At 39.6% G+C, this 20002-nt stretch carries 20 protein-coding genes and 1 other annotated feature; of the genes, 3 read left to right on the top strand and 17 right to left on the bottom strand.

Features of this window, described 5'->3' with window-relative positions; all coding sequences use genetic code 11:
* Positions 1 to 244: 244 nt before the first annotated feature.
* The 6 genes from PBAT_RS10280 to PBAT_RS10305 form a co-directional block, all read right to left on the bottom strand.
* Positions 245 to 511: a YqhV family protein gene (locus PBAT_RS10280; protein ID WP_068649614.1), complete on the bottom strand. Its 267-nt coding sequence runs from the start codon at positions 509 to 511 to the stop codon at positions 245 to 247.
* Between the two features lie 174 nt (positions 512 to 685).
* A complete protein-coding gene (locus tag PBAT_RS10285) occupies positions 686 to 1933 on the bottom strand; it encodes an aspartate kinase (protein ID WP_068649203.1) in 1248 nt (415 codons plus the stop codon).
* Positions 1934 to 2107: 174 nt separating this feature from the next.
* Positions 2108 to 2665, bottom strand: coding sequence for an elongation factor P (gene efp, locus PBAT_RS10290; RefSeq protein WP_068589803.1), 558 nt, complete (start codon positions 2663 to 2665; stop codon positions 2108 to 2110).
* Between the two features lie 127 nt (positions 2666 to 2792).
* The gene (locus PBAT_RS10295; RefSeq protein ID WP_068649205.1) at positions 2793 to 3869 is read right to left on the bottom strand and encodes a M24 family metallopeptidase; all 1077 of its coding nucleotides are present in this window, start codon (positions 3867 to 3869) and stop codon (positions 2793 to 2795) included.
* Between the two features lie 48 nt (positions 3870 to 3917).
* Positions 3918 to 4364: a type II 3-dehydroquinate dehydratase gene (gene aroQ / locus PBAT_RS10300; protein WP_068649207.1), complete on the bottom strand. Its 447-nt coding sequence runs from the start codon at positions 4362 to 4364 to the stop codon at positions 3918 to 3920.
* An 81-nt stretch (positions 4365 to 4445) separates the two neighbouring features.
* Complete coding sequence (locus PBAT_RS10305) at positions 4446 to 4940, bottom strand: YqhR family membrane protein (protein WP_068649209.1); 495 nt, start codon at positions 4938 to 4940, stop codon at positions 4446 to 4448.
* Between the two features lie 215 nt (positions 4941 to 5155).
* Between PBAT_RS10305 and PBAT_RS10310 the strand changes: the two genes are divergently transcribed.
* Together PBAT_RS10310 and PBAT_RS10315 are read left to right on the top strand one after the other, a co-directional pair.
* On the top strand, positions 5156 to 6148 hold the full coding sequence (locus tag PBAT_RS10310) for a DUF1385 domain-containing protein (RefSeq protein ID WP_068649211.1): 993 nt from the start codon (positions 5156 to 5158) through the stop codon (positions 6146 to 6148).
* A 7-nt stretch (positions 6149 to 6155) separates the two neighbouring features.
* Positions 6156 to 6485: a hypothetical protein gene (locus PBAT_RS10315; protein WP_068649213.1), complete on the top strand. Its 330-nt coding sequence runs from the start codon at positions 6156 to 6158 to the stop codon at positions 6483 to 6485.
* A 100-nt stretch (positions 6486 to 6585) separates the two neighbouring features.
* Here the strand turns inward: PBAT_RS10315 and PBAT_RS10320 are convergent, their stop codons facing one another.
* The 3 genes from PBAT_RS10320 to mntR form a co-directional block, all read right to left on the bottom strand.
* A complete protein-coding gene (locus PBAT_RS10320) occupies positions 6586 to 7506 on the bottom strand; it encodes a patatin-like phospholipase family protein (protein WP_068649215.1) in 921 nt (306 codons plus the stop codon).
* A gap of 70 nt (positions 7507 to 7576) precedes the next feature.
* Complete coding sequence (locus PBAT_RS10325) at positions 7577 to 9157, bottom strand: family 10 glycosylhydrolase (RefSeq protein ID WP_068649216.1); 1581 nt, start codon at positions 9155 to 9157, stop codon at positions 7577 to 7579.
* Positions 9158 to 9246: 89 nt separating this feature from the next.
* The gene (gene mntR, locus PBAT_RS10330; RefSeq protein WP_068649616.1) at positions 9247 to 9672 is read right to left on the bottom strand and encodes a transcriptional regulator MntR; all 426 of its coding nucleotides are present in this window, start codon (positions 9670 to 9672) and stop codon (positions 9247 to 9249) included.
* Positions 9673 to 9908: 236 nt separating this feature from the next.
* Here mntR and splB point away from each other — a divergent pair, with 236 nt between their 5' ends.
* Positions 9909 to 10979, top strand: coding sequence for a spore photoproduct lyase (gene splB / locus PBAT_RS10335; protein WP_068649218.1), 1071 nt, complete (start codon positions 9909 to 9911; stop codon positions 10977 to 10979).
* Here the strand turns inward: splB and PBAT_RS10340 are convergent.
* The 8 genes from PBAT_RS10340 to PBAT_RS10375 form a co-directional block, all read right to left on the bottom strand.
* The gene (locus PBAT_RS10340) at positions 10976 to 11686 is read right to left on the bottom strand and encodes a cytochrome c biogenesis CcdA family protein (protein ID WP_476739345.1); all 711 of its coding nucleotides are present in this window, start codon (positions 11684 to 11686) and stop codon (positions 10976 to 10978) included. The two genes, splB and PBAT_RS10340, sit on opposite strands and share 4 nt — an antisense overlap.
* Positions 11687 to 11697: 11 nt before the next feature.
* Positions 11698 to 12507 carry a metal ABC transporter permease gene (locus PBAT_RS10345; protein WP_068649220.1) on the bottom strand — a complete coding sequence of 270 codons (810 nt, stop codon included), beginning with the start codon at positions 12505 to 12507 and terminating at the stop codon, positions 11698 to 11700.
* 27 nt (positions 12508 to 12534) lie between these two features.
* Positions 12535 to 13293, bottom strand: a complete 759-nt coding sequence (locus PBAT_RS10350) for a metal ABC transporter ATP-binding protein (protein WP_084402957.1) — start codon at positions 13291 to 13293, stop codon at positions 12535 to 12537.
* 33 nt (positions 13294 to 13326) lie between these two features.
* Entirely contained in the window at positions 13327 to 14301 is a 975-nt protein-coding gene (locus tag PBAT_RS10355) for a metal ABC transporter substrate-binding protein (protein ID WP_420848753.1), read from the bottom strand.
* 152 nt (positions 14302 to 14453) lie between these two features.
* A complete protein-coding gene (metG, locus tag PBAT_RS10360) occupies positions 14454 to 16424 on the bottom strand; it encodes a methionine--tRNA ligase (protein WP_068649223.1) in 1971 nt (656 codons plus the stop codon).
* A gap of 77 nt (positions 16425 to 16501) precedes the next feature.
* Positions 16502 to 16768, bottom strand: a binding site (T-box leader).
* 79 nt (positions 16769 to 16847) lie between these two features.
* A complete protein-coding gene (yidD, locus tag PBAT_RS10365; protein ID WP_068649225.1) occupies positions 16848 to 17084 on the bottom strand; it encodes a membrane protein insertion efficiency factor YidD in 237 nt (78 codons plus the stop codon).
* A 2-nt stretch (positions 17085 to 17086) separates the two neighbouring features.
* Positions 17087 to 17554 carry a Fur family transcriptional regulator gene (locus PBAT_RS10370; protein ID WP_068649228.1) on the bottom strand — a complete coding sequence of 156 codons (468 nt, stop codon included), beginning with the start codon at positions 17552 to 17554 and terminating at the stop codon, positions 17087 to 17089.
* A gap of 235 nt (positions 17555 to 17789) precedes the next feature.
* Entirely contained in the window at positions 17790 to 19934 is a 2145-nt protein-coding gene (locus PBAT_RS10375) for a copper amine oxidase N-terminal domain-containing protein (protein ID WP_068649230.1), read from the bottom strand.
* Positions 19935 to 20002: the final 68 nt, after the last annotated feature.

Here is a 20002-nt window from a genome sequence, read left to right on the forward strand (position 1 = left end):
TGCTACCTCCTAAAATTTTTACGTAGTAAAAATTAACTTCGAAAGCATGAACTTAAATTTTTTCGAAGAAACAATCACTTCGTAAGCATGGACCTAAACTTTTTCCGAAGAAAATATCACTTCGTAAGCACTACATATTTTTGCAAAGCTTCTCACTTTGTGATAAGCACTCGCTAGAGTCTGCTCGTTAGTTTTCTTACCTCATATGTATGCCTGTACTCCATTTTTATGACCATAGAGTCTATCATTTTTTCAGAATACCTATTAAGAGAAATGATACTCCTAGCAAAATCCAAGCCATTTTTCCCCAAGATAACTTATCAGCCATTCCTAATAAACCAATAGACGTAGTGAGAATCAACACCGTAGGTCCCACAAAAGCTAAGGTCGTGTTAATCGTAAGTGCTTTATCTACCTGTCCAACTTTTAACATGAACAAAGCCGCAGTAATCTCAATACTTCCAGAAATGAGCCTCAGGGTAGCCATACTGACTACGAACTTATCCAAGATGATACCCTCCTTTATTTTCACTACTAACACTCATGATATGCGGGAATCTCTCTTTTTAGATGTGAATTTTGGAAGAATCATTTATTTATAGACAACGAAAAAAAAAGACCCGAAAATATTCGGGTCTTCATCTATTAATTGTATAACTATGCGAATGTATATATTATGTCATGATTAACGACGATCCTGAGGACCTCCAACAAATACTTGTTGCTCAGCATCCAAATTGTAAGCCGTATGCAACGCTTTAATTACCTCATCCAAGTTGTTTCCATCAATTACACAAGAGGTTTTAATTTCAGATGTACTTACCATCTTAATACTAACGCCTTGTTTAGATATAACATCGAACATTTGAGCAGCAACACCTGGATGGCTTATCATGCCGGCTCCAACAATAGACACCTTAACCAGATGATCTTCAGAAGTCACTTCCCGGTATGGAAGTTGGTCCTTGATACTCTCGATGACAGCTACCGCACGATCACACTCTGATACTGTAAATGAGAAGTCTGCTTCGCCATTCTTAACGCCACTCTGTACGATAATATCAACATTAATGCCTTCTTTCGCCAATGCACCAAATACTTGTGCAAGTACTCCTGGTGTATCGGATACACCTAGAATGCTGATACGCGCGACATTTTTATCAAAGGCGATCCCACTTACGACAACACCTTGTTCCATACTTGCTTCCTCCTTCACAACCGTGCCTTCATTATTATTAAAACTGGATCTTACAACTAGCCGGACGCTATTATGTTTCGCATACTCCACCGCGCGAGGATGAAGTACAGCTGCTCCAAGACTAGCAAGCTCCAGCATTTCATCATAAGATATTTCCTTAAGTTTTGTAGCGCACTTTACAACTCTAGGGTCTGTAGAATAAATACCATCTACATCGGTGTAAATTTCACATACATCTGCATTAATCGCTGCAGCCAATGCAACGGCAGTTGTATCAGAACCACCTCGACCGAATGTCGTAATTTCACCATCTGGTGTCATGCCTTGGAATCCCGCAACCACAATGATTTTCCCTTGATCTAGTGCGGCTTGAATACGATCTGGGATAATATCCATAATACGTGCTTTACCATGTACGGGCTCAGTGCGGAATCCTGCTTGCCATCCTGTAAAGGAAACGGCCTCCCGACCAAGTTGGTGAATAGCCATCGATAACAAAGCCATCGATATCTGCTCTCCCGTAGTCATTAACATATCCATTTCCCGAGCTGGTGGCTCTGGGTTCAAAAGCATAGCTTGATCAATTAACTCATCCGTCGTATCTCCCATTGCAGAGACTACAACGACACATTGATGACCTTCATCTTGTTTCTCAACGATCCGTCTTGCTACACGCTGCATTCGCTCCGTATTACCAACGGAACTGCCTCCGAATTTCATGACGTACAGTGACAACTTCGATTCACTCCCCACTCATTTTGAACATCTATCTTTCTGTCGTACTTTAAATCAGTATAATACGAAAGTAAGCAGTTTCGTCAATGTTTTTTAGATAATTTCAACAAAAATCCTCCCCGCTGCATGCGGTGGAGGATAATTTGGTATTAATTCATACACAAAGTTGGTTGATTAAGCGCGGGAAATGTATTTACCATCACGAGTATCAATCAACAATACATCTTCTTGGTTAATGAAAAGTGGAACCTGAACAATAAGACCTGTTTCTAGTGTAGCATTCTTAGTTGCACCTTGAGCTGTGTTTCCTTTAACGCCTGGCTCAGTTTCTGCCACTTTTAACTCAACACTGTGAGGTAAGTTAATACCTAGAATCTCACCTTTATAACTAATAATATTTACGTTCATATTTTCTCTGATGAAGTTCAATTCCCATTTAAGTTGATCACTAGTCAACGTAAATTGATCATAAGTTTCATTGTCCATGAAAGCATGCTCTTGTGCACTAGCATACAAATACTGTACCGGACGGTTCTCAATAATTGCTCGTCCAATCGTTTCACCTGCACGGAAAGTACGTTCAACTGTGTTACCGTTACGCAAGTTTTTTAATTTTGAACGTACAAATGCCGCACCCTTACCTGGTTTAACGTGTTGGAAATCAATAACCGTAAAAATATCACCCTCAACTTCAACTGTTAATCCTGTTTTAAAATCATTTACTGATATCATAATATAATTTCCTCCTAAAAGTTTTTTTATAGCGTTACTTCTTGAATATACTTCGATAAAAAAACTCACATCGGAAGCATAAGCTTAAGTTTTTTTATAGCGTTACATCTTGAAGATTTACGAATAGTTAGTTCAACACGGTGTAATCTTTACTACTCTTCGTCAAAATAACAATACCTGTCTCTGTGATCAGAATGTCGTCCTCGATACGAACGCCACCGATTCCCGGTAAATAAATACCTGGTTCTACGGTAACGACCATCCCTGGTTGCAAAATATCATCACTCAACTTAGATAAACGTGGAGATTCATGTACTTCCATACCCAATCCGTGCCCAGTACTATGACCGAATTGCTCTCCATATCCATATTTCGTAATAATATCACGTGCAAGGGCATCCGCTTCACGGCCCGTCATACCTGACTTAATATTCGCCAGTGTAAAGAGCTGTGCTTCCAGAACAATATCATAAATTTCTTTCAATACAGGTTGAGGATTTCCTAAAGCTATCGTCCGTGTCAAATCAGAACAATACCCATCGAGTAGTGCACCGAAATCGAAGGTAATAAATTCATTACCTTGAATTACACGTTCGCTCGCAACGCCATGAGGCATGGAAGAACGTTCTCCTGAAGCAACAATGGTATCAAATGAAGATGAGGTTGCTCCATGATTACGCATATAGAATTCCATCGCAAGATCAACTTCACGTTCCGTCATCCCAGGCTTCACAACATTCAGAATATAATTGAATGTTTCATCAGCAAGGTCAGCTGCACGTTGCATGACCTTAACTTCTTCCTCATCCTTAAATATCCGCAACTGCTCTACTAGCCCCTTAACAGGGATAAGTTCAATCTCAGGTTCCAACTGTTCCTTGTACGTAGTATATGCGCTATAAGATACATCATCCTGTTCGAAACCAAGCTGTGTAATCTTACTGCTGACAAGTAGCTCTTTCACATTATCCATCACTTTAGTACCATGTTCCACAACCGTAAAGCCCTTAGCTTGTTGCGGTGCTTGTGTCATGTAACGGAAATCTGTTAGTAAATATGCATTAGACATCGTCACTAGAACATATCCTGATGATCCAGTAAATCCTGTCAAATAACGACGATTAATTGGACTCGTGATAAATATAGCTTCCACATTCTTCTTTTGCATGCCTTCACGTAACTTAAGTACTCTTAAATTTTCCATTATGTGATCTCCCTCTCTAAAGACAGACTCAAGGAGAGCAATACATGCCTACTGTCCTTGATCTTCCAAATGACGTACCAGTGCAATTAGTCCAAGTTCATAACTTAATGCACCGAATCCAGCAATTTGCCCGAGCGCAACAGGAGCAATCACAGACGTGTGTCGAAAAGACTCCCTAGAGTGAATATTGGATAAATGTACCTCTACTGTCGGAATGCGTACAGAACTAATCGCATCACGTAACGCATAGCTGTAATGGGTTAACGCACCTGGATTAATAATAATCCCGTTTGCTTTCTCCATTGCTTCATGAATCCAATCGATCATAATGCCTTCATGATTCGATTGATAGAAGGAAATATCAACACCCAGATTAGTTGCTTGCTTCCGAATATTATCTTCAATAGATTGTAAGTTTTGTGACCCATAAATACCTGGTTCCCTTACACCCAAGAGATTAAGGTTCGGTCCGTTGATCACCCATATGGTATTCAAATTGATAATCCCACCCTTATAATCAAATAACCATCTGCTATTTTACCATAGGGAATGTATTCTTGAGAAGCTATTTCGAGCTCAGCCTTCTACTTTCTTAGGTTCTCTCATCCTTTCGTCTGTAAATTCCATCGCAATCGTGTAACCAATGAACAAACCCCATAATAGAAACAAACAGAATTCACTAATAATCGTTGTTGAGGATAGACCTGATAATGGCTTCACCATATCGAATAACGGGCCTACCACCACAAATATAATAGCCCACCAAATAATCCCATATATCATCCCGGGCCAAGGTCCCTTCAACTTTCGAAAAAGAGCGGCATAGATAAGTGCTACCACAATCGAAAATGCTATGAAAAATAATAATCCCACGAGCTGACCCGCTCCACTTTTTAAAAATTGATTCTTAAAAAAGGGTTCGGCTAAATACGCTGGAATCACATTCGTGAATTTAAAAATATAGAAAACCCAATGCATGGTTCCCCAAATGACGCCTGCAAAAAAACCAAGTTCTAAAGCAAATGTATACGCATTGGTATATGTATGAGTTGATTGTTGGTGTTGATTCATAATAATCCCCCTAGTATTGTGATCTTTTCTTTAAAATCTTCTATGCCTAGTATGTTCATTTCGTTCTTGAGTAAACCACAACGATGTAGCATCTATTCCAATGGAAACAAACCAAAATCTCCTTATATTTTAGTTAAGTAGATATTGAAGAGGAAATTCGATACAATAGTATTAAAGAATTCAAAAAAATAACCCATATAGGGAAGGTGAACTGGTTGCCTCAAGAGTCTAAGTCTATCAGCTATGGTGGCCAAGCCGTCATTGAAGGTGTAATGTTTGGCGGAAAGAATATCAACGTTACAGCTGTGAGACGTAAAAACAATGAAATCACATTTTTAGAAGTGCCCCGTGAAGATAAATCATGGATAAAGAAATTACGTAAGATTCCTCTCATTAGAGGTATTGTCAGCCTTATAGATTCCAGTGCGAAGGGATCAAAGCATTTGAATTACTCAGCGGATGCCTATGCGGATGATGAGACATCACCAGAAGAACGTGTCCAGCAGAAAACAAAAGAAAAATCCAGCATGAGCCTAACGATGATGATTGGTGTTGCAGCAGTGGGAGTACTTTCATTTATCGTGGGTAAGCTAATCTTCACGCTTCTACCTGTATTCCTTGAAGATTTCATATTTGGCGAGTTGTTTAATAATTACATTCTGCATAACTTAGTAGAAGGTGTAATCAAACTAGCACTACTCCTCGTATATCTTTGGGTCATTACATTAACCCCTGTTGTTAAGCGCTTATTTCAATATCATGGTGCGGAGCACAAAGTCATTACTACCTTCGAAGCTGGCGAAGAATTGACAGTAGCGAACGTACAGAAACATAGCCGTCTTCATTATCGTTGCGGTAGCAGTTTCATGATGCTTACCATTTTGTTAGGCGTTATCATTTATTCCGTCGTACCATGGGACAATATGGTGGATCGTGTTTTACAACGTCTTGTGTTATTACCAGTCGTTATGGCGGTTTCCTTTGAATTTCTGAAGTTCACGAATGCGATGAGAGATATACCAGTCTTACGATTCTTAGGTTATCCTGGCCTCTGGTTGCAGTTACTTACGACTAAAGAGCCTCTGGACGAACAAGTAGAAGTTTCGATCGCTTCCTTTAACCGAATGAGAGAATTAGACATTGAGATCGAGAACTCAAAGGTTAATTCAACACTCAGAAACGGAGTACTAGATGCTGTGAAAGGGTGAGGATACGATGAAGAGTAAATCTTTTGTCACATGGGCAGTAATCATATTAGCAGCATTAGGTTTACTGAACGATGTCGTATACGGAAATTTCCAGTTACTCAAAAATCTTCTTCTCCCAGTCCTTGTGTTTGTAGTGATATTTCTATTATTCAAATACTATCAGCCTAGACGATTCAAGCAACCCAAGGTGAATCCATCGCGTAAGACCATGGATAAAGTTACTGGCATCAGAAAGAGCTCCTCAAACACAGCTTCTACGAAGAAAAAAAATTATCCATTTCAAGTTATTGATGGTAAAAAGGGTAAAAATGATGATCAAATGCCTAAATATCATTAGAACCGAATTTGCTTTTACGGCATTGAAAAAAAGAAGGTACTCGTTAAATCCTTAGGGATAATAACGAGTACCTTCTTTTCTTTTTATTCATTCAACAATCTCAACCTTCCCACGTACCAAAGAACTTGTTTCCTGCGTCAAATCCAGACTGGAACAACGCCATACTTTCTGCCCTCGTAATATGAAAATTTGTGGTGCTCACACCCAACGTAGGAATTTTGATCGTACGAAAACTCCTATCTCGCTCGATATACCTTTCATCATGTGCTGACAACATTGTCTCAAACAACGCCTGTAGCATCGTAAATGGTCCTCGAATAGTGTGTGGCAGTCCTTCTTTCTTACCAACCATCTGAAAGCCAATCGTAGGAATAGGTAAGCCCGTCGCTCTCGATATTACATCATCAAATAACCATAATGGGAAATTACTTAATAGCGCACCATCTACAATATAAACAAACTGGTCTACAAACGACTTGTCTTTAGCTGCAATCCCGATCTGTCTGAGTCTAACTGGATCGAAGAAATAAGGAATACTTGTGCTCATCCTGACTGCTTTTGCTATTTCAAACTTGTCAGGATTGAAACCGAATTTCCTTAGTCCATCAGGAAGAATTAATATTGTCCCATTACTAATATCAGAAGCCACGATCTGTAATTTCCCCTGGGGAAGATCTGAGAAGGTGGATATTTGCTTCTCTAATAACACATTTCGTATCCATTGCTCAAGTGCCTCTCCTGAATATAATCCCTTCTTTAACAATACTCGGAGTGGTGGACCAATGAATTTGGTATTAAATATGACTGATCTCTTTAGAAAGGATGTGAAAGGCGTCTGGTTAATGATCTCGTTCATTTCATCTGCAGTAAACCCAGCAGCCAATAATGAGGCTACGATGGCACCTGAAGACGTCCCAGCAAGCTTATGAAAGACTATATTAGCCTGCTCCGCGGATTTAACAGCACCGACAAGAGAAACCCCTTTCACACCGCCTCCTTCAAAAACGGCATTAATTAGCATATAACAAATCCCCCGTTTACTCATAATAATGTTATCTATGAGAACGGGGGACTTTTCATGACTAATTATGTTAATTTCTGCTGTAATATGAAGTCAGTTCGGGAATTAATCCAAGTGGATTCTTCAGTAAATCTTTTGCACTAAAAAATACACTTCCACCCACATCAGGCTTACTTGCATTGAATTTCAGTTGGTTAATAATCTCTTGTGCACTCTGCCAACCAATTTCGGTAGTACCAAGTTTATACGGGGCCTGACCGATATAAAGATTTACATCTGTCCCCTTCACTTCATTTGCCCACCAATTCACCAACGTATCATATTTCACTTCGGGTCTAGACAAGCTCCAATATATTTGTGGAGCGACATAGTCAACCCAACCATTCTTAATCCATGTTCGAATATCTGCATAATAATTGTCGTAGGCTGTGATGCTTGCTTTGGTATCCGAACCAGTAATATCTACATTCTTGTTACGCCATACCCCAAATGGACTTACTCCAAAAGAAATTTGTGGTTTAACCGCATGAATGGATTGATCTAATTGTGCAATGAACTGATTTAAATTGTCACGACGCCAGTTATCTTTGGACGCTATTTGAGTTGGATTATATGTTCTAAAGGTGCTGTCATCATTAAATGTAACGCCTGTTGGATAGAAATAATCATCGAGGTGAACACCATCAATATTATAATTCGAAACAACTTCCATAATGACATCGATCACATGTGCACGCGCTTCCGGAATACCAGGGTTAATAATTAGCTGGCCTTTGGCATTCACAATCCATTCCGGATGTTCTATCGCAACATGATTACTCGCCAGTTTGGATGTAACTGCGTCTGTATTCGCACGGAATGGATTAAACCACGCATGAAATTCCATGCCTCTCGCATGTGTCTCATCGATCATATATTGGAGTGGATCATACCCAGGATTTACTCCTTGCGTCCCTGTTAACACCTTAGACCATGGAACCAATGTCGAAGGATATAATGCATCTCCTACTGGACGAACTTGAACAAATACCGTGTTCAAGCCAATGGCCTGTAAACGGTCAAGCATAGTAACATACTCTTCTTTCTGCTTTTCCACTTTTCCATAGGAAGCAGCTGAGGGCCAATCCAAATTATACACACTAGATACCCAAGCCCCTCGAAGTGAAGAGAGATCTGTTTCGTTATTACCACCGTTATCAGGCAATGTTGCACTACTTATTAATGTTACACTCTGTTCTAACTGATTCCAATTCACCTGTAATCCAAGTGACTCTCCTACGAACCGCAAAGGTACCATTGTACGATTATTTCTGGACTGTACAGACGCATCTAACGTTACTACAGAACCATTTACCTCTGCTGTCTTCTTCCCATTAACAAGTTTAATATAAGCTGTATCACTCTCTATAGTGACCGTCTTCGTACTTTGAGACCAAGCTACTGAAGCTCCTAACCCTTCACTAATCACGCGTAAAGGAACTAATGTTACATTTAATTTGGGCAATACATAGGGTGGTGTATCACTTGTAAGTTCAACCCCATCTAGTAGAATCTTTATACTTTTACTAGAGTGTGCCTGAGCTGAAAAACTTGTTAAAGGTAGCATGATGATTACAATAAGAGCCATGATGATCCATCTATTAAACTTCATAATTATACCTTCCTTTCGATTCATAGATTCATATGAAATAAACAATATAAAAAAAGCATCTGTCTCTGATGGGGGGACAGATGCTATGCTTACGAATCACTGACTAATTCCTTATGAACATCACGTAATTCTTGGATACGTGTTTGGTCCCGACGAAAATATTCTACAAGTATCTCAATCTGAGTAATTGAGTCCCAACTTAAATGGTGTTCAATTCCTTCAACATCATTATATATATTTTCATGTTGAACGCCGATTAACGTTAAGAATTGCTCTAACAATTGATGGCGATCTACTAGGCGCTTACCAATTTTCTTCCCTTTTGTCGTTAAAATAAGACCGCGATATTTCTCATAAATGAGATATTCATCTTTGTCTAATTTTTGAATCATCTTGGTAACGGATGAAGGATGCACCTCTAATCCTTCGGCTATATCCGAGACACGCGCATAACCTTTTTCATCGATTAGCTTATAGATGCGCTCTAAGTAATCCTCCATACTTGGCGTTGGCATCTTCTTCCCTCTTTTCTCTTGACGAAGATTATTAAGATACAATCCTACGTAACTCGATAATCCATCTCTAATAAACATAATTCTAATTCCGAATACCTGCTTATGTAATGATACATGTTTCACGAGACACTTTGCAAGTCCCGTCGTTGGTGGATAACTCTGAAGTCAAATATTTACTCGGCTATATCCAGTACCAATGACATAGACTAACCTCTAATAAAAAAGGGGGATTACACATGGTAAATGGATTAAAAGAACAACCTGTAAAAACAATAAAGCCAACAAAGCCATTTATTCCTGACCTTGTTTACTTCGAACCAGATTCGCTGAATTATCCTAAAGGTGCTGCGATCATGCAATGGGTAAGAGATCAAGACATCCCTTATCGAATGACAACCTCACATAATCGAATTACTAACTTACCCGGAGACACTGACGCTCAAAAATATAAAAATGCGAAACGAACACTTGTCGTTGGAGTCCGTAAAACACTTAAATTTGATCAATCCAAACCCTCAGCTGAGTATGCTATCCCCATATCAACAGGATGCATGGCTCATTGCCATTATTGTTATCTTCAAACAACGCTCGGTGCCAAACCGTATATCCGTGTTTACGTGAATACCGATGATGTCATTTCCGCAGCGAAACAGTATATTGACGAACGAGCGCCTGAAATCACCCGGTTTGAGGCAGCATGTACATCTGACCCCGTTGGACTAGAGCATATCACGGGTTCTCTTGCCGAATTGATTACATTTATGGCTAGCGAAGAATTAGGCCGACTACGTTTTGTAACCAAGTTCCATCATGTTGATTCCTTACTCCCATTACAACATAACGGACATACACGCATACGATTCAGTATCAATGCTGATTATGTCATTCGCCAGTTCGAGCCCGCCACTTCCAACTTCAGTGAACGCATTGAAGCTGCTGGAAAAATAGCACACGCAGGGTATCCACTTGGATTCATCATCGCACCTATCATTTGGTATGACGGATGGCAGGATGGTTATGCTGATTTACTCAAGCGACTTGGAGAAACGCTTCCCAAAGATGCCACAGAAGATCTTACCTTCGAATTAATTCAGCATAGATTCACTAAGACTGCGAAGACTCTGATTGAACAACGTTATCCCAAATCCAAACTTGAAATGGATATCGCCAAGCGCAAATCAAAATGGGGACGATGGGGACAATATAAATATGTCTACCCTGATGAACAACAACATGCCCTGAGAGAATTTATCACAGAGCATATTTTCAAAAACTTCCCCAAGGCAACCATCGATTATTTCACTTAAAATTTCAGCCAGTCGGGTGTTATTTGTTGAAGCCAAATTGTAATTTTAAACATTTGATCTGTAAATAGCAATATCCCCATTAATAACATCAATGCTCCACCGATCTTCATCATCAAGTTAGAATATTTCAGAATCCATTTCGTTGATCCAATAAAAAAAGCAAGGATGAAGAATGGAATCGCAAATCCAACCGTATATGCTGTAATTAGCGCTAACCACGTTCCAGGCTCACTTACTGCCATGGCAATGATAGCGGCAAGTATCGGCCCGATACACGGAGACCAACCCGCTGAGAATCCAATTCCAAATATAAAAGAACCTATGTATCCTGCTGGCTTAAATTTCAAATCCATCTTACGTTCTCTCATAAGAAATTTCGGTTGAAAAATACCCAATAAGAAAAGGCCCATCAACATGATCAAAATCGCTGATAACTGTCTAATTAATCCCCTATTATCAGAGAAGAAATGACCAAAGAATCCAGCACCCAAGCCAAGAGAATAGAACACTACAGAGAAGCCAAGAATAAAAGCTAAGGTATGAGTTAGGGTCCGAAATCGGACTTCTTTTTTATTCTGCTCCGTCTTAATCTGTTGGACTGACATCCCTGTAATATAAGAGAGATACGAAGGATAGAGAGGCAAACAGCATGGTGAAATAAATGAAGCGAAACCTGCCATAAATGCAAGAGTTATATTAATTTCCACGCTTTTACCTCCTAATTAGGTAGACCTTTTTTCCCAATCATCGTTATCACAAGCATCGCTATCAATAATAGCACGATCGTTGCACCCGGAGCTAAATTCCATATACCAGCTACCATCAAGCCGATCACGACCGCTGTTTCCGCAAACACGACAGATAATATGACCGAAGTTTTGAAACTACGTGCAATCAGTAAACTAATCGCTACAGGAATCGTTAATAGAGCCGATACTAATAAAGCCCCTACGATTTTAATTGCTGTACTGACTACGAGAGCTGTAAGAATCGTAATTAACATATTGAGCAACTTCACGGGTAATCCACTTACACTAGCAGCATCTTCTTCGAAACTTAGTACAAAGAACTCTTTAAAGAAAAGAGAGATCACAAGCACTACAATAACTGTAACGCCTCCAACCACATACAAATCCGTCGTATCTAACGTATAAATACTTCCAAATAGATAGCTCATGACGTCCGTATTATAACCCATTCCTAATGTGAAAAAGAGAGAAGCTAACGCAACGCCACCCGACATAATAATCGCGATGGATAACTCCGCATAACTTTTATAAGCTTTTCGCAATTTCTCAATGGCGAAGGATGCAAGTACAGCAAATACCAAACCTGCACCAAGAGGATACACTTCAATTAGAAATCCTAGCGCAACACCAGCGATGGTCACGTGAGCAATGGTATCTCCAATCATGGACAGCCTCCGAAGCACTAGGAAGATACCAATGAGTGGAGCTGTTAAACCAATAAGTATTCCACCGACAAGAGCTCGTTGAAAAAAATCACTAAACAATATTTCAAGTGGCAATAATAACGTCTCCTTATTCTGTTTCCATTAACTATAAGATAATGAATGTTCTAAATTACGCTCATCGCAATTCTGTAGATCATGAGAATGTCTAACAAAAAATTGAATATTGCCATTCTTTTGTTTCGGTGTTGTTCCTAAATAGCCTTCAATCATATCCAGATCATGAGACACCATTAGGAAGGTCATATGATGATGTGCATGCATATGCGTTATAAGTTCAAAAAAACTTGCCTGTGTCTGCGCATCGATACCCACAGTAGGCTCATCCAACACAAGTAGATCCGGATGGTTAATGAGAGCTCGTGCTAGGAACGCACGTTGTTGTTGCCCCCCAGAGAGCTCCCCAATCCGTTTATTCGCTATATCCTGTATACGCATGACTTCTAATGCATCATCGCATTGTTGTTGCATGGCACGACTAACACGTCGGAAGAGCGACTTATTATTGTACATTCCTGAGAGTACTACTTCACGAACAGTTGCTGGGAATAACGGATTGAAATTGTTTTTTTGCGGGACATAGCCAATTCTCTCCCAGTCTTTAAACTTTCCAATGGGTTGACCGAATAAGTTAATGTTCCCTTTTTCCGTAGGTAGTAGCCCTACGATCATTTTCATCAAAGTAGACTTCCCTGCCCCATTTGAACCAATGATACCCACAAAGTCGCGCTCTTTCACAGCAAAATTCACATCTGACAATACCTTCTGATTTCTATATGAGAAAGATACGTTATCTATTTCAATGATGTTCTGATGACAATCTTGGGCCGTCAGTGACTTCACAAGTACTCCGCCCTTCTAATTAAATTCTATCCTTTATTTTAAGGCTATAATTAAATTTTGCAAATTTCTATTCATTAATGTAAAGTAATCGTCTTTATTCTTTTCCTGTTCTTTCGTCAATCCTTCTAGAGGATTGAGCACCATGGTCTCTACATCAGCTTCACCAGCTAGCGTCTTCGCTAATCGATCTGACACCAATTCTTCAAAAAAGATATATTGAATCTTCTCTTCCTTCACGATTTTGGCTAAATTGATCAAATCCTGTGCACGAGGTTCTGCATCGGGAGATAAGCCCATTATCGAGTGCTGAGTAAGACCATAATCACGTGTCAAATACCCGAAAGCTTGATGAGAGACTACAATTTTCTTATTTGGCACTTTGGCAAGCTCAGATTCAAACTTAGTATCTAACGCTAACAATTTATCATTCAATACTTGGTACCTTTGTTCGTATTCACTTTGATGACTTGGATCAACTTCTATGAAACTATTCTTAATGTTCTCAGCCATCACAAGCGCTGATTTGGGACTCACCCAAGTGTGTGGATCCACATGATGCTGATCAGAATCTGTACTCTCAGTACTAGTCTCTTCACCGTGGTCATGTCCATCATGACCTTCAGATTCAATCAGTTTCACACCTTTACTGACTTCCACAGCCTGAACTTTACTATCTTTATCAAGTGCTTTTAGAAAACCAGGAACCCATCCTTCAAGACCCGCTCCATTATACATAAATAACTGAGCTTTCGATGTATTGACAATTTCTTGGCTTCTTGGGGTCCAATCATGAGGCTCTACACCCACTGGAAGCAGATTAATGACATGCGCGTTCTCTCCACCGATAAGTTGAGCAAATTCATAGATTGGATAAAATGTCGTCACTACATTCACTTTACCTTCTTCCATACCCCCGTTTGAGGTGTTCCCACATCCGGTTATCATCATTATAAAGATTAATACTACAATGAAGGGCGTAATCCCATAGTTACTTTTTTTCAACTTCAAATTCAACTCCTATTTTTTAATCGTAATCATTACCGTTAACCAATTATAGAATAGGCTAGATTCAATTGTCAACAGGAATTCCCAAGAAGAAACGGTATCCTCAGATGAGGATACCGTTCTCTATTTACACTATTCTTATCCATTTAACCGTATTACTTTACAATAGCCCCGTTAGGCATATTATCCGGAACAGTCGCCAATGTTAATTGATCACCATGCGAAGCAGCTAGGATCATACCTTGTGACAATTCTCCACGCAACTTAACGGGTTTCAAATTAATCACACAAATCACTTTACGACCTACTAATTCCTCAGGCGTATAAAATTTAGCAATTCCAGATACAACCTGACGTTGCTCAAATCCTAGATCTAATTGTAGCTTCAGCAATTTATCAGCCTTTTTCACTGGTTCAGCCGCAATGACTTGAGCGATACGAAGTTCTACTTTAGCGAAATCCTCTATCCCAATTTCTTCATTATGCTCGACAGGCTCTTGATCCTTAGCTTGTTCTAGCACTGCCGCTTCTGCCACCTTTACTCCACCAGACATAGCCTCTGCAATATAAGCAACTTCTTGCTCTACATCAAGACGAGGGAATATAGGATCACCCTTAACTAGCTTAGTACCCGCTGGGAATAACCCAAACACTTTACCACTATCCCATGATGTTAGTTCGCCTTGCTCTAATCCAAGTTGTGCCCAAATCTTAAGAGGAGCCTGGGTTAGAAAAGGCTGTAGTAGAATCGATGCAATCCGTAGGCTTTCGACAAGATGTGTCATGACTGAAGCAAGTTCATTCACTTTCGATTCATCTTTAGCTAGCACCCAAGGTTGAGTCTCATCAATATATTTGTTACTACGACTTACAAATTGTCCAATCACAGTTAATGCAACAGAGAACTCCATATTCTCCATGGATTCTTCCACTTTGTCATAGGTCGCTTTTGCTAATTCTTCAACCGCTTGATCGAATGGTGTTACACCCGCTTGATAGGCTGGTACAATTCCGTCTAAATATTTATCTACCATAGCTACTGTACGATTCAACAGATTCCCCAGATCATTTGCCAGATCTGAATTCACTCGTTCTACAAAGCTCTCAGGTGTAAATGTTCCATCAGAACCGAATGGTACTTCACGAAGTAGATAATAACGTAGGGAATCTAAACCATAGCGACTAATCAACGTGACTGGATCTACGACGTTTCCTTTTGATTTAGACATTTTACCGTCTTTCATGAGTAGCCATCCATGAGCGAACACTTTCTTCGGTAACGGGATATCTAAAGCCATTAGAATAATCGGCCAATAAATCGTATGGAAGCGTACAATTTCTTTACTCATCAAGTGGACATCTGCTGGCCAATACTTATCAAATAACTCCGTATTATCCGACCCATATCCCAAAGCCGTAATATAGTTAAGCAAAGCATCAATCCATACATAGATGACATGTTTAGGATCACTTTTAACTTTGATACCCCAGTCATAAGTCGTACGTGATACTGCTAAATCTTCAAGCCCAGGCTTAATAAAGTTGTTAATCATTTCATTCTTACGAGACACCGGTTGAATGAAATCTGGATTATCCTCGTAATGTTTCAATAGACGATCGACATACTTGCTCATCTTGAAGAAATAACTTTCTTCCTTCACACGTTCTACAGGTCTACCGCAGTCAGGACAGTTCCCATTTACAAGTTGACGTTCAAGGAAAAAGGATTCATCAGGCGTACAATACCAACCTTCGTATTCTCCTTTATAGATATCGCCTTGTTGTAACAAACGTTCAAATACATCTTGAACAACCTTCTTATGGCGCTCTTCTGTGGTACGAATAAAATCATCATTAGAGATATCTAACGTTCCCCATAGTTCCTTAATTCCAGCTACAATATCATCTACAAATTGTTGAGGTGTTTTGCCTGCTTCAGCCGCTTTGCGTTCAATCTTCTGCCCATGCTCATCTGTCCCAGTCAAATAACGAACATCATACCCACGCAGTTTCTTATAACGAACCAATGCGTCCCCCGCTACCGTTGTATAGGCATGCCCAATATGTAGCTTGTCACTTGGATAATAAATCGGTGTTGTTAAATAAAATGTTTTCTTCTCAGTCATTTGTCATCATTCCTTTCAAAATATAGTGCGTTTGTCTGATTGGCAAACCTTAAAAACACAAAAAACTCCCATCCCCTATATGGGACGAGAGTTATCTCACGTGTTACCACCCAAATTCCCTACACCTTTGCAGGTGGCAGGCTCCATCAGTCCCGATATGACTCGAAACTGTCCATTAACGCTGGCACACGTTGTCCCCTCACGAAGTAACCCATAGGGATTCTTCAAGCTCGAAAACAATTCCTCCCGGACCATATTCTGAGAATCCACTTAGACCGGTTTACAGCTACCCCGGCTCTCTGTACTAAACGGTATTCTCATACTCATCCGTTCCTCGGAAATCAACATATATCATTCAATATACTTAAGATTGTTGTTACTTGTCAAGTCACACGCAAGGTTACTCTAACATAGGCTTACGCATCATCTCAGCTCTTTGCGTGAAGGTACCAGATCAACGCCTCCAGGGTGGAAAGGATGACACTTAGCTATTCTTCTCACTGCAAGCCAAGTACCCCTAGCTGCGCCATGGACCTCTATGGCTTCAAGTGCATATGCAGAACAGGTTGGATAGAACCTACAAGTCGGTGGTTTTAAGGGTGAAATGAATTTACGGTAAATAACAATCGGTCCCTTTATTACTTTACGAGATATAGTCATCTTTAACGCTCTCCATTCGCACCCACGAAACCAACCTTACCCTCCTCTTTCATCAGGGGCTGGCAGTCTTTACAATATCCAAATACTTCGAATTTATGTTTAACCACTTGAAAATGTTCTGGAATATCCGTTAAATTCATTGGACAAAATTCAATGGGGTGCGTCTTCTGGCACTGCAAGCAAATCATATGGTGATGATGTTGTTGGACTTCGCTGCAATGTACTTTAAATTTGGCACCATCTTCAAAAATAATCTGCTCCAATACACCCAGTTCCTCCATAACACGCAGGTTACGATATACTGTATCAAAACTAAGACCACTATATTTTTTACCCATATAATCATATACTTCTTTTGCCGATAAAAAATCTGATTGTTCACCAAATAACTTGGCAAGCGTCTTACGTTGGTCCGTTATACGAAGTCCTTGAGCCGACATCACTTCAATAATATGTTCTGTGGACAACACTACGCTCACCCTCCTAAAGGTTTGTAAATATACCTCTTACGTAATCATTACTACTATTAATAATAATGCAACAAAACGACACTATCGTCAATTATACACTCAATAATCACGATCCAAGAATGTCGTTTTTTATCGCTATTGACATGAAGTTTATAACTCCACTTCCATTTCATTAACCAAATAAAAGAGGACCTCACAGTTAGTGAGATCCTCTATTTAATAATATATGAGTGCTTTACTTATGTTCTGGTAAGGGTGAGAAAATGAAATTCACTGGTAAATTACTGCCTGGTGCTGCTGTGAACCAAATCTCAACTTTTTGTTCAAAACTACCTGTGCGATAGAGTACACTTGTATCATCTGGAGAAGCGAGCGAGCCAGCAGCCCCATTCCCTTCAGGTACAGATACAATTTCTCCATTAATGAGGACCATACCTGAATATTCTCCACCACGTGGATTAAACGTAATCAGTGTATTCGCCGCAACTCGATTCATACTAATCTTATACATAACCCCAAAGTTACCAAGATTAGATTCTGTCAAACCTGTCATACCATCTAAACCAACAAGATTTGGATCTCCCTTGTTATCACCTAAAGAGATACGTTGAGACGTTGTACCAATCAGCTCATTATATTCAATAAGACGTGTAGCTTCTGGATAGGTTCCACGATTGTGTACGCCATCTCTTGCGAGTTCTTGTAAGTACGGCAGACTTGTAAGAACATCTTTGTTAGCATCAATCATGATGACCTTATATTCAACAGGAGATTCACTGTACGTATCAGCTAATAATGAAATAACTTGCATAGGTCTCATCTTCAGTTCATTTAGTTCGTTAAATATAATCTTACTTTCACCAGGAGCAAGTGCTATATCCTGTTTTGCAGAACTATTTTGCATGGATTGGAAATAACGCTGTGCAGACAACTTACCTACTAATGTTGCATACATATTAGGACCGGCGAATCCAGAATCCTGAATCTTTATAGTTGTTGGTTCTAGATTTTTATTTGTAGCTATTACATACATCTTCACATCTTTACCCACTGCATTTACATGATGAATCATAAACCGTGAAGCACCTGATGTCGTCTCACGATACACCACACCTTCGGAGTAGACTGTTTCAGGGCTATTACTACGTATTAGTGTTACCGGCTCTGAAGTCGCAGTGTACGGCACTTGAGGCATCGTAGGTACGACAGATCCATCAAATTTGTATTGACTCCCAATAGGTGTGAATAACTTATTGAAATCCGTCTCATTGTACAACAATTCATCCGTAATATTAATTGTTTTCTCAACAACGCCTACTGCACCATGTCCATCCGTCACTTTAAGTTGAATCGTCACTGGACCTGGTTTGAAGAACGCAAACTTCTTATTAACCCATTCACGTCTTACAATATCATTCTCATCATCGGTACTTTGTTCTGTTATGGTAACTAATTCACCCATCTTATATTCTGTTTTATCTGTCGTAAATATAGCTACAGGCGGTAAATTAGGTGCCTTTACTTGAATCGTTATTGAATAGGGATCGCTCCAGTCTCCATTACTATCAAGTACGGAGTAGGTTACCGTGTGAGGTCCAACCTCCTGAAAGATTTCTTGATTCCCTTCCCAGCGCTCTTCAACAATAGGTAGTCCTTTAGGGGAGTATGCTTTTGATTGATAAGTGACTGTTGTCTCTCCTGCAACGACTTCTTTCTGCTGGATAGTAAACAAGGCAACGGGTTTAGTAGACAGACTCAGAATAACTCTTTTCTGTACTGCATCTACGGTATACGAAATATTAAGTGCTTGCGTAATAGAAGTCAGCGGAACCATGAATATATTCTTCTGTTGGTATGCTGCTCCTTTCATTTCTTTTGCTACACCATTAACCGTATAGATCTTACTATTGAGCTTAAACCGCAATTCATTACTGCCGCTTATAATAATCGTCTCTTTCGTCTTACCGTCATATGTAAGCTTAAGTCCAACACGATCTACCATGGAACGAACAGCCACATACGAAACGCCTTGTTTCACCATCATCGGTTGACTTGATGTATATAATTTACCATTCTGATACATTTTATCGCTGTTCATCATAAGAATTAGGTCACTTGGATTAGCAGAAGTCGTTTCTACACCATTTATATCGAGTGGGGAAGTTATATCCGTTCCACTTTCTCCACCACCATATACGTCTTCCGTTACTACAGTGTTTTGTTCTACTACTTCGTTTTGTTCTACTACAACGTTTTGCTCAACTACTGTGGTTTGTTCAACTTCTACGGAATTATCCGCGCTTGCAGTATTGAGAAGTGCCGTCTGAGACAACGAAAACACTGCCAATATTGCCAATATAGTAATTTTCTTGAAATTCATTTTTTTGCTCCTCTATCCCATTATTTCTATATAAATATCTTATCACAATCTAATAGACGCATAAAAAC

Source organism: Paenibacillus antarcticus (assembly GCF_001637225.1).
In the GTDB taxonomy this organism is placed as follows: Bacteria; Bacillota; Bacilli; order Paenibacillales; family Paenibacillaceae; genus Paenibacillus_AQ; species Paenibacillus_AQ antarcticus.

Excerpts from the sequence above, each read along its gene's own strand:
- PBAT_RS10325 (WP_068649216.1), bottom strand. The coding sequence starts at position 9,157 with ATGAAGTTTAATAGATGGATCATCATGGCTCTTATTGTAATCATCATG.
- PBAT_RS10320 (WP_068649215.1), bottom strand. The coding sequence starts at position 7,506 with ATGCTAATTAATGCCGTTTTTGAAGGAGGCGGTGTGAAAGGGGTTTCT.
- PBAT_RS10305 (WP_068649209.1), bottom strand. The coding sequence starts at position 4,940 with ATGAATCAACACCAACAATCAACTCATACATATACCAATGCGTATACA.
- PBAT_RS10375 (WP_068649230.1), bottom strand. The coding sequence starts at position 19,934 with ATGAATTTCAAGAAAATTACTATATTGGCAATATTGGCAGTGTTTTCG.
- PBAT_RS10315 (WP_068649213.1), top strand. The coding sequence starts at position 6,156 with ATGAAGAGTAAATCTTTTGTCACATGGGCAGTAATCATATTAGCAGCA.
- yidD (WP_068649225.1), bottom strand. The coding sequence starts at position 17,084 with ATGACTATATCTCGTAAAGTAATAAAGGGACCGATTGTTATTTACCGT.
- PBAT_RS10295 (WP_068649205.1), bottom strand. The coding sequence starts at position 3,869 with ATGGAAAATTTAAGAGTACTTAAGTTACGTGAAGGCATGCAAAAGAAG.
- metG (WP_068649223.1), bottom strand. The coding sequence starts at position 16,424 with ATGACTGAGAAGAAAACATTTTATTTAACAACACCGATTTATTATCCA.
- efp (WP_068589803.1), bottom strand. The coding sequence starts at position 2,665 with ATGATATCAGTAAATGATTTTAAAACAGGATTAACAGTTGAAGTTGAG.
- splB (WP_068649218.1), top strand. The coding sequence starts at position 9,909 with ATGGTAAATGGATTAAAAGAACAACCTGTAAAAACAATAAAGCCAACA.
- mntR (WP_068649616.1), bottom strand. The coding sequence starts at position 9,672 with ATGCCAACGCCAAGTATGGAGGATTACTTAGAGCGCATCTATAAGCTA.